Annotated in this window: 15 protein-coding genes; 12 read left to right on the top strand and 3 right to left on the bottom strand. The window is 69.7% G+C overall.

All coding sequences use genetic code 11. The annotated features are described in order from the left end of the window. Positions 1–9 precede the first annotated feature (9 nt). Positions 10–420, bottom strand: coding sequence for a hypothetical protein (locus HUN08_RS01260; RefSeq protein ID WP_124245924.1), 411 nt, complete (start codon positions 418–420; stop codon positions 10–12). A 99-nt stretch (positions 421–519) separates the two neighbouring features. Further along, a complete protein-coding gene (murF, locus tag HUN08_RS01255) occupies positions 520–1,842 on the bottom strand; it encodes a UDP-N-acetylmuramoyl-tripeptide--D-alanyl-D-alanine ligase (RefSeq protein ID WP_124245925.1) in 1,323 nt (440 codons plus the stop codon). A 74-nt stretch (positions 1,843–1,916) separates the two neighbouring features. Here murF and HUN08_RS01250 point away from each other — a divergent pair, with 74 nt between their 5' ends. Beyond that, positions 1,917–3,014 (top strand): D-alanine--D-alanine ligase family protein, encoded by a 1,098-nt coding sequence (locus tag HUN08_RS01250; protein WP_124245926.1) that lies wholly within the window; start codon positions 1,917–1,919, stop codon positions 3,012–3,014. Between the two features lie 116 nt (positions 3,015–3,130). On the opposite strand, the gene HUN08_RS01245 is transcribed toward HUN08_RS01250, so the two are convergent. Then, positions 3,131–4,204 carry an FAD-dependent monooxygenase gene (locus tag HUN08_RS01245; protein WP_124245927.1) on the bottom strand — a complete coding sequence of 358 codons (1,074 nt, stop codon included), beginning with the start codon at positions 4,202–4,204 and terminating at the stop codon, positions 3,131–3,133. A gap of 50 nt (positions 4,205–4,254) precedes the next feature. On the opposite strand from HUN08_RS01245, the gene HUN08_RS01240 reads away from it, so the two are divergent. The 11 genes from HUN08_RS01240 to nuoK all read left to right on the top strand — a co-directional run bounded on the left by HUN08_RS01240 (position 4,255) and on the right by nuoK (position 15,280). Then, positions 4,255–4,665: a response regulator transcription factor gene (locus tag HUN08_RS01240; protein WP_124245928.1), complete on the top strand. Its 411-nt coding sequence runs from the start codon at positions 4,255–4,257 to the stop codon at positions 4,663–4,665. Positions 4,666–4,890: 225 nt separating this feature from the next. Next, positions 4,891–5,250: an NADH-quinone oxidoreductase subunit A gene (locus HUN08_RS01235; RefSeq protein WP_124245929.1), complete on the top strand. Its 360-nt coding sequence runs from the start codon at positions 4,891–4,893 to the stop codon at positions 5,248–5,250. Positions 5,251–5,255: 5 nt separating this feature from the next. Continuing rightward, positions 5,256–5,810 carry an NADH-quinone oxidoreductase subunit B family protein gene (locus HUN08_RS01230; protein WP_124246240.1) on the top strand — a complete coding sequence of 185 codons (555 nt, stop codon included), beginning with the start codon at positions 5,256–5,258 and terminating at the stop codon, positions 5,808–5,810. Next, positions 5,807–6,508, top strand: coding sequence for an NADH-quinone oxidoreductase subunit C (locus HUN08_RS01225; RefSeq protein WP_124245930.1), 702 nt, complete (start codon positions 5,807–5,809; stop codon positions 6,506–6,508). The genes HUN08_RS01230 and HUN08_RS01225 overlap by 4 nt, the downstream gene beginning before the upstream one ends. Beyond that, positions 6,505–7,809, top strand: coding sequence for an NADH dehydrogenase (quinone) subunit D (gene nuoD, locus HUN08_RS01220; protein WP_124245931.1), 1,305 nt, complete (start codon positions 6,505–6,507; stop codon positions 7,807–7,809). Before HUN08_RS01225 ends, nuoD begins: the two co-directional genes overlap by 4 nt. 32 nt (positions 7,810–7,841) lie before the next feature. Continuing rightward, positions 7,842–9,857, top strand: coding sequence for an NADH-quinone oxidoreductase subunit NuoF (gene nuoF, locus HUN08_RS01215; protein ID WP_124246241.1), 2,016 nt, complete (start codon positions 7,842–7,844; stop codon positions 9,855–9,857). Between the two features lie 163 nt (positions 9,858–10,020). Next, positions 10,021–12,390 carry an NADH-quinone oxidoreductase subunit G gene (locus HUN08_RS01210; RefSeq protein ID WP_124245932.1) on the top strand — a complete coding sequence of 790 codons (2,370 nt, stop codon included), beginning with the start codon at positions 10,021–10,023 and terminating at the stop codon, positions 12,388–12,390. Next, positions 12,387–13,628 (top strand): NADH-quinone oxidoreductase subunit NuoH, encoded by a 1,242-nt coding sequence (nuoH, locus tag HUN08_RS01205; protein ID WP_124245933.1) that lies wholly within the window; start codon positions 12,387–12,389, stop codon positions 13,626–13,628. Before HUN08_RS01210 ends, nuoH begins: the two co-directional genes overlap by 4 nt. Beyond that, entirely contained in the window at positions 13,621–14,172 is a 552-nt protein-coding gene (gene nuoI, locus HUN08_RS01200) for an NADH-quinone oxidoreductase subunit NuoI (RefSeq protein ID WP_124245934.1), read from the top strand. Before nuoH ends, nuoI begins: the two co-directional genes overlap by 8 nt. Then, positions 14,169–14,984, top strand: a complete 816-nt coding sequence (locus HUN08_RS01195) for an NADH-quinone oxidoreductase subunit J (protein WP_124245935.1) — start codon at positions 14,169–14,171, stop codon at positions 14,982–14,984. Before nuoI ends, HUN08_RS01195 begins: the two co-directional genes overlap by 4 nt. Beyond that, a complete protein-coding gene (gene nuoK, locus HUN08_RS01190; RefSeq protein ID WP_124245936.1) occupies positions 14,981–15,280 on the top strand; it encodes an NADH-quinone oxidoreductase subunit NuoK in 300 nt (99 codons plus the stop codon). Before HUN08_RS01195 ends, nuoK begins: the two co-directional genes overlap by 4 nt. Positions 15,281–15,282 lie beyond the last annotated feature (2 nt).

The raw sequence follows: 15,282 nt of genomic DNA, 5'->3' as shown, positions 1-15,282 counted from the left end.
CGCCCGCCCTCATTGCGGGGTTAGGGAGGAGCTGCCGGCATTGTTGAGCATGGTGTAAAGCTGATACTGCGGGCCGACGAACACGGTCTGATAGGCGGACTGGGTGTTGGCCTTTTCGCACCAGCCCGACACCTGCCAGCGGCCTTCGGCGACCGCAACGATGAACTTCGTCTCTCCGCCCACGCCGGGCGACGCCAGGGGACCGAACACGGCCGTTCCGGGTTTGGTGTTCTTGTTCCGATAGATGAGTTGGCACTTACCGCCCATCGGGTTGGGGAACACCCCGGTGAACGATGTCGTCCCGCCGGTCACCGTCAACTGCGGACTGGCCGCATGGGCGGTGACGGCACCGAGAGGGATGGCAGCTGCGGCGGCCGAACCCACGGCTGCCGCCAACGCTCGTAGACCTTTGTTCACCATGATCGAGCTCCTTCTGTTAGTGGTGCCGTCCTCGGCACACACCCAGAATTCCCGCTCGCTACCGCACCCGACCCGAGTAGTCGACTACCCGAATCCCACCTACGCCAACAGTTCGGCCACGCGCTCGAGGGCCGCGACACGACTGCCCTTGACCAACACGGCCACGGGGGCACCCAGGGCGGTGACGTGCTCGGCGGCGGCGGGCGCATCGGCCACGTGCTCGACCCCCGGCCCGTAACGGGGCTCGTCGACCGCGACGACGGCGATGCCCAGCGACGCCGCCAGCTCGGCGACCCCCCGGTGGGCGGCCTCGGCGTCGTCGCCGAGTTCGGCCATCGTTCCCAGCACGGCGACGCGCCGCTGTGCGTCGAGCCGGGCGAGCGCCCGCAGCGCGGCGGCCATCGACGTCGGGTTGGCGTTGTAGGCGTCGTTGATGATGGTGATTCCCGACGCGGTGTGGGCGAGTTCCATGCGCAGGCCGGACAGCTCGGCGTCCAGGAGGCCCGCGACGATCCCGTCGAGTCCAACGCCAACGCCGCCGCCCGCCGCCGCGGCGGCGAGCGCGTTGCCGACCTGGTGCTCGCCGCGCGCGCCCAGTCGGACCGCGGCGCTACCCCACGGCGAATGCAGGGTGAAGGAGGCGCGCAGCTCCTCGTCGAGGGTGACGTCGGTGGCGGTCAGATCGGCCGGCGCCCGGGCGGCGCTGTAGGTCAGCACGCGGGCCGATGTGCGCGAGGCCATCGCGGCGACATTCGGGTCGTCGGCGTTGAGCACGGCGATCCCGTCGGCCGGCAGGGATTCGACCAACTCGCCCTTCGTCTGCGCGATCGCCTCGATCGACCCGAAGTTCTCCAGGTGTACCCCCTCGACGCGGGTCAGGACGCCGACCGTCGGGGAGGCGATCTCGCACAGCGTCGCGATGTGGCCGATGCCGCGCGCGCCCATCTCCAGCACCGCGGCCTGCGTGCCGTCTTCGGCACCGAGCAGCGTCAACGGCAGCCCCAGCTCGTTGTTGAACGACTTCGCGCTCGCGACCGTGCGGTAGGTCGTCGCCAGGACGCCGGCGAGTAGGTCTTTCGTCGACGTCTTGCCGACCGAGCCGGTCACGCCGATCACCTTCGAGCCGATTCGTCCGCGCGCTGCCCGGCCGAGGGCGCGCAGGGCGAGCGCGGTGTCGTCGACGCGGATGGCGGCGACTCCCGCGGGCGGCGCGGTGTCGTCGCGACTGGTCAGATACGCCGGGGCGCCGGCGGCCAGCGCTTGTGGGAGGAAGTCGTGGCCGTCGCGCTCGGCGACGATCGGTACGAACAGTTCGCCCGCGGCCAAAGTACGCGAGTCGATGCTCGCGCCGTCGATGACGACGTCGGCGCCGATCGGCGTCCCGCCGGTGGCCGAGGCGATTTCTGCGGTGGTGAATTGCACGCGTCAACGGTACAGCGGGCGGCCGTGCGGATTCCCCGTCGCCGTCGACGATGGGCCCCCGTATGGTTACACCCATGCCCGACGCCGCCCCTGCGAAGCTGCGCCTCGTCGTCCTCTTCGGCGGAGCCTCCGCCGAGCACGACATCTCCTGCATCACCGCCGCCCACGTCCTGACCGCCGCCGACCTCTCGCGCTACGAACTGGTCCCCATCGGCATCACGCGCAACGGGACGTGGGTGCGGCCGACCGCCGCCGTCGCCGCGTTGGCCGTCGGCGAACCGCTGGGCAACGCGCTCGCTCCCGACGGGCCGACGGTCGAACCGTTGGCCGAACTGCGCGGCGACGGGCACGCCACCACGGTCGTCCTGCCGCTGCTGCACGGGCCGCACGGGGAGGACGGGACCATCCAGGGGATGCTCGAACTGTTCGGCATGCCCTATGTCGGGTCCGGGGTGCTCGGCTCGGCGGTGTGTATGGACAAGGCGATGGCCAAGGATGTCGCCGCCTACCGCGACATCCCGCAGTGCCACTGGATCGAGCACCGCGACGGGGTCGACGACGAGCAGCAGACCATCGCCGACGCCGTCGAGAAGCTCGGCCTGCCGGTCTTCGTGAAACCCGCGAACATGGGGTCGTCGGTCGGGATCACCAAGGCCCACGACGAGGCCGAACTCGCCGTCGCGCTGAAGACCGCCCTCGCCTACGACGACGTGCTGGTCATCGAGGAGGGCGTCACCGCCCGTGAGATCGAGGTCGCGGTGCTGGGCAATTCGTCGCCGGAGGCATCGCTGCCCGGCGAGGTGCTGCCCGGCTCGGAGTTCTACGACTACGAAGACAAATACGTCACCGGCGCCGCGAAGCTGCAGATCCCGGCGGAGCTGCCGCCGAGTGTCGTCGACGAGGTCCGCGAACTCGCGGTGCGCTGTTACCGCGCGCTGCGGTGCCAGGGCCTGGCCCGCGTCGACTTCTTCTACGAGGAGACCTACCGCGACGGACCCGGGCGCGGCTGGCTGCTCAACGAGATCAACACCATTCCCGGCTTCACCCCGGCGTCGATGTACCCGAAGATGTGGGAGGCCACCGGGCTCTCCTACTCCGCCCTCATCGACCGCCTTGTCGACCTCGCTCTGGAGGTCCACACCCGACGCTCGGGTTTCTCGACGGTGCGCTAGCCCGGCCCCCTACGCCGAACGTCGGGTCGAGACCTGGGCACCCCGACCCCGCCGAGTGGGCACCCCAACCCCGCCGAGTGGGCACCCCAACAGCGTCGAGTGGGCACTCGATCCATTCACGGCCGCCAGTTGGCGACGCGACCGGCCTCGTTGGCGAGGAGTCGGTCCGGCAGCAGCGGCATGACTCGGTGCGCCAATCCGACGAACCGATTGGTCGGCATCATCACCGTCGTGGCGCGCCGTGCCAGCCAGCCCACCGTCGCCCATCGTCGCCGACGGGCCGCCGCGAAACCGGCACCGTCGAATCCACCCGACGACGAGCAGTGCGCGGCCAACACGACGGCGTCCTCCACGGCGAGGCCGGCGCCCTGCCCGAGGTGGGGGCGCATCGCATGCGCCGCGTCGCCGATCAACACCGTGCGCCCCATGACCGGATTGCGCACCGGGTCGAGGTCGGTGAGGTCGTGGGTGATCATCACCTCCGCCTTTGCCAACGACGCGGGCACCGGCGCCGCCCAATCGTCGAAATAGGCCAGCCCCTCGTCGCGCGCCCTCCCCCGCGATGCGGCGAACACGTAGGTCGTGTCATCGGGCAGCGGGAGGATGCCGCATTCACCGGCCGGTCCCCACACGGTGAGCGCTTCATGCGTCCCGGCGATGACCGTGCGCCACGTCCGGATCCCGCAATCGCGCTCGCCTCCGGCGTCCGGCCACCAACGCAGGCGCGTCGCGCTGTGCACCCCGTCGGCCGCGACGACCAGGTCGTAGTGGCATTCGGTCCCGTCGGCGTCGACGATTCCGCTCCCCGCGTCGAGCACTGTGGCCGACGTCGAGGTGCGCACGACATCCGCCGGCAGCGCGGCCAATAGCGCCGCGTTGAGGTCGCGACGGTGGAGCGCGACGATCTCGCCGGGTGCGCTGGTCTGTCGCATGAGCTGGCGGCCGGTGCTCTCCAGGATGCGCACGCTGGTCAGATCGCGGCTCGCGGAACGGACGGCATCCCCCACGCCCACCGCGTCGAGGGCCGCCAACCCGTTGGCCCACAGGGTGATCCCGGCACCGACGGCGACGTTTTCCGTCTCCTCGAAGACGACGACCTCCCAGCCCCGTCGTCGCAGCGCGATCGCCGTCGTCAGACCCCCGATTCCGCCGCCGATGACGGCCGCACGCGGGCGCGAGGAACCGGACATTGCTCCGATTGTGTCATCACCCCGCGACGCTCGGCGCTAGCATCGGCCTCGTGAGTGCCGCAGAGCAAACCCCCCGGATCGCGCTTCGCGTCGGCGTCTATTCACCCAACGCGCGGACCCGGGCCCAGGTCGTGACAGCGATCGGCACGACGCTGCACCCCGACCTCCCCGAACTCGCGTTCACCGAACTCGCCACCGCCCCCGCCGTGCTGTCCAAGCTCGACGAGAAGCAGATCGACTTGCTGATTCTCGACGGAGAGGCCACCCCCGTCGGCGGAATGGGATTGGCCAAGCAGATCCGCGACGAGTACGACCCGTGCCCGCCGCTGCTCGTCCTCATCGCCCGCACGGCCGATCGCTGGCTGGCCGACTGGTCGCGCGCCGACGCCACCGCCAGCCTCCCGGTGGACCCGGTCGAACTCGGCTCGGTGATGTCGACGCTCATCCGCGCCAACGCCTGACTGCCCACTCGGCGGGGTTCGGGTGCCCACTCGGCGGGGTTGAGGTGCCCAGTCGACGGGGTTGAGGTGCCCACACGACGGGGAAGCGGGCAAAACGGCGCGGCCGACGTCGGGAAAACGGAACAAGCGTCCCGTCGGGCGTGAAAAGCCACGCGCGCTGTCCGACCCCGTGAGTAGGGTGAGAGACAGATCACACAGCCTCTCCCCTAGCGGAGGTGATAGTCAATGAACGCCTACCTACCGATCCTGGTACTCGGCGCCATCGCGGCCGCATTCGCCGTCGTCTCGGTTGGAATCGCGTCCTTCGTCGGGCCCCGCCGGGCCAACCGGAGCAAGCTCGACGCCTACGAGTGCGGCATCGAAGCCCTGCCGCAAGACCGTGCGGTGCAACGGATTCCGGTGAAGTACTACCTCACCGCGATGCTGTTCATCATCTTCGACATCGAGATCGTGTTCCTCTACCCGTGGGCGGTCGCGTTCGACTCGCTCGGCTGGTTCGGGCTCATCGCGATGGCCCTGTTCGTCGTCAACGTGTCGGTCGCCTACGCCTACGAATGGCGTCGCGGCGGACTGAGTTGGGACTGATCGAATTGGGCATCGAGGAACAGGTACCGAGCGGCTTTCTACTGAGCACCGTCGAGGGGCTCGCCGGGTACTTCCGCAAGGGATCGCTGTGGCCCGCGACGTTCGGTCTGGCGTGCTGCGCGATCGAGATGATGGCGACGACCTCCGGCCGTTACGACCTCGCCCGCTTCGGCATGGAGGCGTTCCGTGCCTCGCCGCGCCAAGCCGACCTGATGATCGTCGCGGGCCGCGTCAGCCAGAAGATGGCACCGGTCCTGCGCCAGATCTACGACCAGATGGCCGAGCCCAAATGGGTCCTCGCGATGGGGGTCTGCGCTTCGTCGGGCGGCATGTTCAACAACTACGCGATCGTGCAGGGCGTCGACCACATCGTCCCCGTCGACATCTACCTCCCCGGCTGCCCGCCACGCCCGGAAATGCTGCTCAACGCGATCCTCAAACTGCACGAGAAGATCCAGGAGACGCCGCTGGGCGTCAACCGGGCCGAGGCCATCGCCGCGGCCGAGCAGGCCGCCTTGGCGTCGCGCCCGACGATCGAACTCAAGGGGCTGCTCCGATGAGCGGGAACAGCAGCGTGCAGCGCGGCCAGTCGGAGAACCCCGAGCAGATCGGCACCCGCGCCGGACTCTTCGGCGCACAGGGCAGCGGCGACACCTCCGGCTACGGGCGCCTGACGCGGGCGGTCGAGCTGGGCGGCACCACCGTCGGGCCGTTCGGCGGCTACTTCGACGAGCTGCTGGACACGCTGCGCACCGCGTTGGCCGCCCACGACGTCAACCCGGATGCGGCCATCGAGAAGGTCCACGTCCACGTCGGCGAACTCACGATCTTCGTGGCGCGCGACTACTTGCCCATCGTGGCCGGAGTGCTGCGCGACGAGCCGGCGCTGCGCTTCGAGCTGTGCCGCGGCGTCTCCGGCGTGCACTACCCCGACGACGCCGGGCGCGAGCTACACGCCGTGTACCCGCTGCAGTCGATCACCCACAACCGCGTCGTCCGCCTCGAGGTGTGTGCCCCCGACGCCGATCCGCACATCCCCAGCCTCTGCCGCGTCTACCCCACCAACGACTGGCACGAGCGCGAGACCTACGACTTCTTCGGCATCGTCTTCGACGGCCATCACGCGCTGACCCGCATCGAGATGCCGGACGACTGGGAGGGCCACCCGCAGCGCAAGGACTACCCGCTCGGCGGCGTCCCCGTCGAATACAAGGGGACGACGGTGCAGCCGCCCGACCGCCGGAGGTCCTACCAATGACCCACACCGTCGGAGTGACCGGCCGCGACTGGGACGAGGTCGTCGCGGCGGTCCGCGAGCGCGCCGCTGCCGAACCGGGCGAGGAGCGGATCGTCGTCAACATGGGTCCGCAGCACCCGTCGACGCACGGCGTCCTGCGCCTGATCCTCGAGATCGACGGCGAGACCGTCACCGAGGCCCGCTGTGGTATCGGCTACCTGCACACCGGCATCGAGAAGAACCTCGAATACCGCACCTGGACCCAAGGCGTCACCTTCGTGACCCGGATGGACTACCTCGCCCCCTTCCACAACGAGACCGCCTACTGCCTGGGCGTGGAGCGCCTGCTCGGCATCACCGACGAGATCCCCGAGCGCGCCACCGTGATCCGCGTCCTGCTGATGGAACTCAACCGCATCAGCAGCCACCTGGTCGCATTGGCCACCGGCGGACTCGAACTCGGCGCGATGTCGCCGATGTTCCTCGGCTTCGCCGCCCGCGAAACCATCCTCGACGTCTTCGAGGCGATCACCGGGCTGCGCATGAACCACGCCTATATCCGCCCCGGCGGGGTCGCGCAGGATCTGCCCGACGGCGCGCTCGACGCGGTCAACGCCGCCCTCGACGCGCTACCCGGCCAAATCGGCGAGGTCGAGGCGCTGCTCACCGACAACTACATCTGGAAGGCACGCACCCAGGGCGTCGGATTCCTCGACCTGACCGGCTGCATGGCCCTCGGCATCACCGGCCCCTGCCTGCGCTCGACCGGGCTCCCGCACGACCTGCGCCGGTCGGCACCCTACTGCGGCTACGAGGACTACGAGTTCGACGTGCCGGTGGTCGACACCTGCGACTCCTACGGCCGCTACCTGGTCCGGATCGCCGAGATGCACGAGTCCCTGAAGATCGCGCGGCAGTGCGTGCAGCGGCTGGCGCAGCCGGGCCCGGTCATGGTGGACGACGGCAAGCTGGGCTGGCCCGCCGACCTGCAGCTGGGCCCAGACGGATTGGGCAACTCCCCGGAGCACATCGCACACATCATGGGCCAGTCGATGGAGTCGTTGATCCACCACTTCAAGCTGGTCACCGAGGGTTTCCGCGTCCCACCCGGCCAGTGCTACACGGCGATCGAATCGCCGCGCGGCGAGCTGGGTGTCCACATCGTGTCCGACGGCGGCACGCGTCCGTACCGGGTCCACTTCCGCGACCCGTCGTTCACCAATCTGCAGGCGGTCGCGGCGATGTGCGAGGGCGGCATGGTCGCCGACGTCATCACCGCCGTCGCCAGCATCGACCCGGTGATGGGAGGGGTGGACCGATGACCACCGAACTCGACCCGACGACCGTGGCCGCGATGCCGGTCCCGATCGAACTCGGCATGCCGGGGCACGACGGGACACCGCACCCGCGCATCACTTTCGACGGCCCCGCCGACTATCCCGGGCACGTCACCGAAGCACTGGCCGCGGACGCGGCACCGATCATCGCGCGCTATCCGCAGTCCCGCTCGGCCCTGCTCCCGCTGTTGCACCTGGTGCAGTCCCACGACGGCTATCTCACCAAGGCGGGGATCGGATTCTGCGCCGACCAGCTGGGCATGACCCGCGCGCAGGTGGCCGCCGTCGCCACCTTCTACTCGATGTACCGCCTCTCGCCGACCGGCGACTACCTCGTCGGCGTGTGTACCAACACCACGTGCGCGGTGATGGGCGGCGACGAGATCCTCGCAACGCTGTCGGAACACCTCGGCATCGAGCCGGGCGAGACGACAGCCGACGGGCGCATCACGCTGGAACACGTCGAGTGCAACGCGGCCTGCGATTTCGCACCCGTCGTCATGGTCAACTGGGAGTTCTTCGACGACCAGTCGCCGCGCAGCAGCGTCGAACTCGTCGACGACCTGCGTGCCGGCGTCGAAGTCGCCCCCAGCCGCGGCGCGCCCACCCTGTGCTCCTTCCGCAAGGTCTCCCGGCTACTGGCCGGCGCCGATACCCCGACCGCCCCCGATCCCGACGACGTCACCCCCCTGCAGCTCGGCGAGCGCACCGCCGAAGCCGCGAAAACCCCTGTGCTGAGCCGGTATTGGGACCATCCGAGATCATGGTTGCTGGAGTCCTACCGCGCCGCCAACGGCTACCACGGACTACGAGAGGCGCTGAGCCTGACACCCGACGAGGTCATCGAGATCGTCAAGTCGTCGGGGTTGCGCGGCCGTGGCGGGGCCGGGTTCCCCGTCGGCACGAAGTGGTCGTTTATCCCGCAGCCCGCACCCGGCGAACCCGGCTACGGCAAGCCGCACTACCTCGTCGTCAACGCCGACGAATCCGAGCCGGGCACCTGCAAGGACATGCCGCTGCTGCTCGCCTCCCCGCACACGTTGGTCGAGGGCATGATCATCGCGAGCTACGCGATCCGCGCCAGCCACGCCTTCATCTACGTGCGCGGCGAGGTCGCGTCGGTCATCGCGCGACTGCGCGACGCGGTCGCGGAGGCCTACGACGCCGGGCTGCTGGGGCGCGACATCCTCGGCTCCGGGTACGACCTCGACATCGTCGTCCACGCCGGTGCCGGTGCCTACATCTGCGGCGAGGAGACGGCGCTGCTCGACTCCCTCGAAGGCCGCCGCGGCCAGCCGCGCCTGCGCCCGCCCTTCCCCGCGGTCGCCGGGTTGTACGCGAGCCCGACTGTGGTCAACAACGTCGAATCCATCGCCAGCGTCCCGGCGATCCTGCGCAACAGCGCCGACTGGTTCCGCCTGTTCGGCACCGAGAAGTCACCCGGTTTCACGCTGTACTCGCTCTCCGGCCACGTCGCGAACCCCGGCCAATACGAGGCGCCGCTGGGCATCACCCTGCGCGAACTCCTCGAGCTGGCCGGCGGCATGCGCGAGGGCCACGAGCTGAAGTTCTGGACACCGGGCGGGTCGTCGACGCCGATCTTCACCGCCGACCACCTCGACGTCCCGCTGGATTACGAGGGAGTCGCCGAGGCCGGGTCGATGCTCGGCACCAAGGCGCTGCAACTCTTCGACGAGACGACGTGCGTCGTGCGCGCGGTGCTCCGGTGGAGCGAGTTCTACAAACACGAGTCCTGCGGCAAATGCACCCCGTGCCGCGAGGGCACCTACTGGCTGGTGGAGCTGATGGCACGCCTCGAAGCCGGGCAGGGCCGCCCCGGCGACATCGAAAAGCTGCTCGACGTCACCGACAGCATCGTCGGGAAGGCGTTCTGCGCCCTCGGTGACGCCGCCGGCGCACCCATCACGTCGTCGCTGAAGCTGTTCCGCGACGAGTACCTCGAGCACGCCCGTCTCGGGCACTGCCCGTTCGACCCGGCGAAGGCCACTCGGTGGTCGGGAGGCACGCGATGACCACCTGGCCAGTCTCGTCACGAGGTCTCGATACAAATTCTCGGCTAGCGCCTCGAATTCACTCGACCACCATCGATCCATCGGTGGTCGAGTGCCGGCGAGGCGCTAGCCGAGCCGGTGTATCGAGACCGGTGTATCGAGACCCCACCGACGGGGGTGCGCGATGACCACCGTCGAGACGAACCTCGTGACCGTGACCATCGACGGCCAGTCGGTCACGGTGCCCAAGGGCACGCTGGTGATCCGGGCCGCGGAGATGATCGGGATCGAGATCCCCCGGTTCTGCGACCACCCGCTGCTGGACCCGGTCGGCGCCTGCCGCCAATGCCTCGTCGAGATCGAGGGACAGCGCAAACCGATGGCCTCGTGTACCACCATCGTCGCCGACGACATGGTGATCCACACCCAGGCCACCTCCGAGCAGGCCGCCCGCGCCCAGCACGGCGTCATGGAACTGCTGCTCATCAACCACCCGCTGGACTGCCCCACCTGCGACAAGGGCGGCGAGTGCCCGCTGCAGAACCAGGCGATGACCGCCGCCAGCCCGGACACGCGGTTCGACGGGGAGAAGCGCCGCTACACCAAGCCGGTCGCGCTCTCGGCCGAAGTGCTGCTGAACCGCGAGCGCTGCGTATTGTGCGCCCGCTGCACCCGGTTCTCCGAGGAGATCGCCGGCGACCCGCTGATCGACCTCGCCGACCGCGGCGCGCTACAGCAGGTCAGCGCCTACGAAGACGAGCCCTTCGACTCCTACTTCTCCGGCAACACCGTCCAGATCTGCCCGGTCGGCGCGCTGACCAACACCACCTACCGGTTCCGCGCCCGCCCCTTCGACCTGGCGTCGACGCCGAGCGTCTGCGAACACTGCGCCGGTGGCTGTGCCCAGCGCACCGACGAGCGGCGCGGCAAGGTCCTGCGCCGCCTCGCCGGCGACGATCCGGCGGTCAACGAGGAGTGGAACTGCGACAAGGGCCGGTGGGCCTTCGCCTACGCGACACAGCCGGACCGGCTGACCACCCCGCTGGTACGCGACGATTCCGGCGAGCTGAGGCCCGCGTCGTGGCCGCATGCGCTCGCGGTCGCCGCCGCCGGCCTGGTCGACGCCCGCGCCGCCGTGCTGGTGGGTGGACGGGCCACCGTCGAGGATGCCTTCGCCTACAGCCGATTCGCGCGAATGGTGTTGGGTACCAACGACATCGACTTCCGGGCGCGCGCCTGCAGCGACGAGGAGACCGCCTTCCTCGCGCATCAAGTCGCCGGAGCGGGAATGCCGGTGGCGTACGCGGACTTGGAGAGCGCGCCCGTCGTCGTGCTGGCCGGATTCGAGCCGGAGGAAGAGTCGCCGATGATCTTCCTGCGGCTGCGCAAGGCGGTGCGGGCCGGAACGACGCGGGTGCACTCGATCGCGGCGTGGAGTTCGCGCGGCCTGACCAAGCTCGCCGGGACCCGCATCGAATGTCTGCCTGGCGGCGAGGCCGCCGCGCTGGCGGACCCGCAGACCCAGGCCCTGCTTTCCGAGCCGGGGGCGGTCCTGCTCGTCGGCGAACGACTGGCCCTGAGTCCGGGGGCGCTGACCGTCGCGGCCACCGTCGCCGAGCACACCGGCGCCCGGTTGGGCTGGGTGCCGCGGCGAGCCGGGGAGCGCGGCGCGGCCGACGTCGGTGCGCTGCCCAACCTGCTACCCGGCGGGCGGCCGGTCGCCGACGCGCAGGCCCGCGACGAGATCGCGGCCCGGTGGGGAGCCGAGATCCCCGCCGAACCCGGCCGCGCGACGCCGGCGATCCTCGACGCGCTGGCCCGCCACCACCTCGACGCGGTGGTCGTCGGCGGCGTCGAACTCGACGATCTACCCGACGTGCCGACCGCCCGCGCGGCGCTGTCGGGGGCCCGCTTCGTCGTCAGCCTGGAGCAACGTGCCAGCGCCGTCACCGAATACGCCGACGTGGTGTTCCCCGTCGCGACGGCGGCGGAGAAGTCCGGCACCTTCGTCGACTGGGAGGGGCGGCCCCGCGCCTTCGGTCCGTCGGTCGACTCCGGCGGAATGATGGCCGACCACCGGGTGCTCAGCGCATTGGCCGACGAGGCGGGCACTGCGCTGGACTGCGACACCGCCGAGGCGATCCACGCCCAGTTGCAGGCCATGGGCGCATGGGCGGGGCACCGCGCCGACCTTCCGCCCGCCCCGAGCCCTGCCCCGATCGTCCCGACCAGCGGGCACGCGCTGCTCGCGAGTTGGCGCCTGCTGCTGGATTGCGGGCGCATGCAGGACGGCGAGCCGAACCTCGCCGCGACCGCTCATGCGCCGGTGGTCCGCTGCTCGGCGGCCACCGCCACCCAGGTCGGCGTCGTCGACGGCCAACCACTCGTCGTCACCGGCAAGACCGGGTCGATCACCCTGCCGCTCGTCGTCACCGACATGCCCGACGGAACGGTGTGGCTGCCGCTGAACTCTCCCGGCTCGCAGGTGTACCCGCAGTTGGGGACACTGCCCGGCGATGTCGTCGCCCTATCTGGCGAGGAGGCGCGGCCATGACCGGATTCCCGAACCTCCACTCCTTCGGCCACGACCCGTGGTGGCTGGTGGTCGCCAAGGCGGTGGCCATCTTCGTGTTCCTCGTCCTCACCGTGCTGGTCGCCATCCTGGCCGAGCGCAAGATCATGGCCCGCATGCAGCGCCGCCTCGGCCCGAACCGGGTCGGCTGGCACGGCATCCTGCAGAGCCTCGCCGACGGGGTGAAGCTCGCCCTGAAAGAGGGGTTGACCCCGGCTGGGGTCGACAAGCCGATCTACCTGCTCGCCCCCGTCATCGCGACCATCCCCGCGTTCACCGCCTTCGCCGTGATCCCCTTCGGCCCGATGGTGTCGGTCTTCGGCACCCACACGCCGCTGCAGCTCACCGACCTGCCGGTCGCGGTGCTGTTCATCCTCGCCATCACCTCGGTCGGCGTCTACGGCATCGTGCTGGCCGGCTGGTCGTCGGGCAGCACCTATCCGCTGCTCGGCGGGCTGCGCTCCACCGCGCAGGTCATCTCCTACGAAATCGCGATGGGCCTGTGCTTCGCCGCGGTCTTCCTGCTGTCGAAGACGATGTCGACGTCGGAGATCGTCTCAAGCCAGCACCGCCACTGGTTCATCCTCTTGCTGCTGCCGTCCTTCCTCATCTACGCGGTGTCGATGGTCGGCGAGACCAACCGCGCCCCCTTCGACCTCCCCGAGGCCGAGGGCGAACTCGTCGGCGGATTCCACACCGAATACTCGTCGCTGAAGTTCGCGATGTTCATGCTCGCCGAGTACGTGAACATGACCACCGTCGCGGCGCTGGCCACGACCCTGTTCCTCGGCGGCTGGATGGCGCCGTGGCCGCTGAGCCTCATCCCCGGCGTGAACTCGGGCTGGTTGCCGGTGCTGTGGTTCGTCCTCAAGGTGTGGGTCTTCCTATTCGTGTTCATCTGGCTGCGCACCGTGCTCCCGCGGCTGCGCTACGACCAGTTCATGGGGTTGGGCTGGCGCGTGCTGATTCCCGCCTCGCTGACCTGGGTGATGGTCGTCGCGCTGATCCGGGCGGCGACGATGAACTCCTCCGACGCCCAGCGCGCGTGGATCCTCGCCGGGACGGGCCTGGTGGCGGGCGTCGCCCTCGTCGCCGGCGTCGCGCGGGCCATGCGCGTCCCCGACGAGATCGCCGGACCCCCGTCGCCGACTACCACCGCACTCACCGCGGCCTTCCCCACACCGCCGCTGCCCGCCGCCAAGGAGGTCACCCATGCCTGACTTCGGCAAACCGATCGCCGGCTTCGGTGTCATGCTCGGCGGGATGCTCCGCGAGCCCATCACCCGGCAATACCCGGAGGAGAAGGCCCCCGTCGCACCGCGCTATCACGGTCGCCACCAACTCAACCGCTACGACGACGGGTTGGAGAAGTGCATCGGCTGCGAACTCTGCGCATGGGCCTGCCCCGCGGACGCGATCTTCGTCGAGGGCGCGCCCAACAACGACGAGGAGCGATATTCGCCGGCCGAGCGCTACGGCCGGGTCTACCAGATCAACTACCTGCGCTGCATCGGCTGCGGACTGTGTATCGAGGCCTGCCCGACCCGTGCGCTGACCATGACCAACGAGTTCGAGCTCGCCGACGACAACCGCGCCGACCTGATCTATGAGAAGGACCGCCTTCTCGCACCGCCGCCGCCCGGCGCGGAGCCGACGCCGCAACGCAAGCCGGCGCGGGCCGTCGACTACTACCTCGGGCGGGCCGGCAGCGGAGATCAGACCGGGGGCAGCCAGGCGGAGGAGTCCGCGGAGACCCAACGATGACCGCGGCCTTGGGTGCGGCGAGCGTGAGCCTCGCCGCAGAACTGACCCGCACCTCCACCGGCGAAGCCGTGCAGTTCTGGGTGCTGGCGGTCGTCGTGGTGCTCGGCGCCCTGGGGGTGGTGTTCTCGCCCAAAGCCGTCTACTCGGCCCTGTTCCTGGCGATGACCATGCTGATCCTCGCCGTCTTCTACATCGCGCAGGGAGCCTTGTTCCTCGGCGTCGTGCAGATCGTCGTCTATACCGGCGCGGTGATGATGCTGTTCCTGTTCGTGCTGATGCTGATCGGCGTCGACTCGGCCGATTCGCTGACCGAGGCCATCCGCGGGCAGCGCTATGCCGCGGTCGGCCTCGGACTCGGATTCGGCGTGCTGTTGATCGCCGGCATCGCCCACGCGACGCTCGCCGTCTTCGTCGGATTCGACACCGCGACCGGCGGCAACGAGGCCATCGTCAAACTCGCGCAGCTGATCTTCAACCAGTACCTGTGGGCATTCGAGCTGACCGGGGCCCTGCTGATCACCGCGACGCTCGGCGCGATGGTGCTGGCCCACCGCCCCCGGATCACCAAGAAGCTCACCCAGCGGGATCTGTCCGTGGCCCGGTTCCGCCCGGACTCGCCGGTGCCGCCGACGCCGCTGCCCGCATCCGGGGTCTTCGCCCGCCACAACGCCGTCGACGTGCCCGCGCGCCTGCCGGACGGCTCGCCGTCGGAGCTGTCGGTGAACAAGTCGCTGGGCGGGCGCCGCGCCGTGGAGGCGCAGGACATCATCGTCGAGGACACGGCCATTACGAGCGAGAGTGAGGACCGGTGAATCCCGCGAACTATCTCTACGTCGCCGCGCTGCTGTTCACCATCGGCGCCGCGGGCGTGCTGCTGCGGCGCAATGCGATCGTCGTCTTCATGTCGGTCGAGTTGATGCTGAACGCGGCGAACCTCGCGTTCGTGACCTTCGCCCGGATGCACGGCACCCTCGACGGCCAGGTCATCGCCTTCTTCACCATGGTCGTCGCGGCCGCCGAGGTCGTCGTCGGGTTGGCGATCATCATGACCATCTACCGGACCAGGCGCTCGGCGTCGGTCGACGACGCGAATCTGCTGAGCCGGTGATC

Source organism: Gordonia sp. X0973 (genome assembly GCF_013348785.1).
Lineage (GTDB): Bacteria > Actinomycetota > Actinomycetes > Mycobacteriales > Mycobacteriaceae > Gordonia.
Note: the sequence above shows the minus strand (reverse complement) of the source record. Positions and strands in the feature narration are given on the sequence as shown.

Excerpts from the sequence above, each read along its gene's own strand:
- HUN08_RS01250 (WP_124245926.1), top strand. The coding sequence starts at position 1,917 with ATGCCCGACGCCGCCCCTGCGAAGCTGCGCCTCGTCGTCCTCTTCGGC.
- HUN08_RS01235 (WP_124245929.1), top strand. The coding sequence starts at position 4,891 with ATGAACGCCTACCTACCGATCCTGGTACTCGGCGCCATCGCGGCCGCA.
- HUN08_RS01245 (WP_124245927.1), bottom strand. The coding sequence starts at position 4,204 with ATGTCCGGTTCCTCGCGCCCGCGTGCGGCCGTCATCGGCGGCGGAATC.
- nuoI (WP_124245934.1), top strand. The coding sequence starts at position 13,621 with ATGCCTGACTTCGGCAAACCGATCGCCGGCTTCGGTGTCATGCTCGGC.
- HUN08_RS01260 (WP_124245924.1), bottom strand. The coding sequence starts at position 420 with ATGGTGAACAAAGGTCTACGAGCGTTGGCGGCAGCCGTGGGTTCGGCC.
- nuoH (WP_124245933.1), top strand. The coding sequence starts at position 12,387 with ATGACCGGATTCCCGAACCTCCACTCCTTCGGCCACGACCCGTGGTGG.
- HUN08_RS01225 (WP_124245930.1), top strand. The coding sequence starts at position 5,807 with ATGAGCGGGAACAGCAGCGTGCAGCGCGGCCAGTCGGAGAACCCCGAG.
- nuoD (WP_124245931.1), top strand. The coding sequence starts at position 6,505 with ATGACCCACACCGTCGGAGTGACCGGCCGCGACTGGGACGAGGTCGTC.
- HUN08_RS01195 (WP_124245935.1), top strand. The coding sequence starts at position 14,169 with ATGACCGCGGCCTTGGGTGCGGCGAGCGTGAGCCTCGCCGCAGAACTG.
- HUN08_RS01210 (WP_124245932.1), top strand. The coding sequence starts at position 10,021 with ATGACCACCGTCGAGACGAACCTCGTGACCGTGACCATCGACGGCCAG.
- nuoF (WP_124246241.1), top strand. The coding sequence starts at position 7,842 with ATGCCGGTCCCGATCGAACTCGGCATGCCGGGGCACGACGGGACACCG.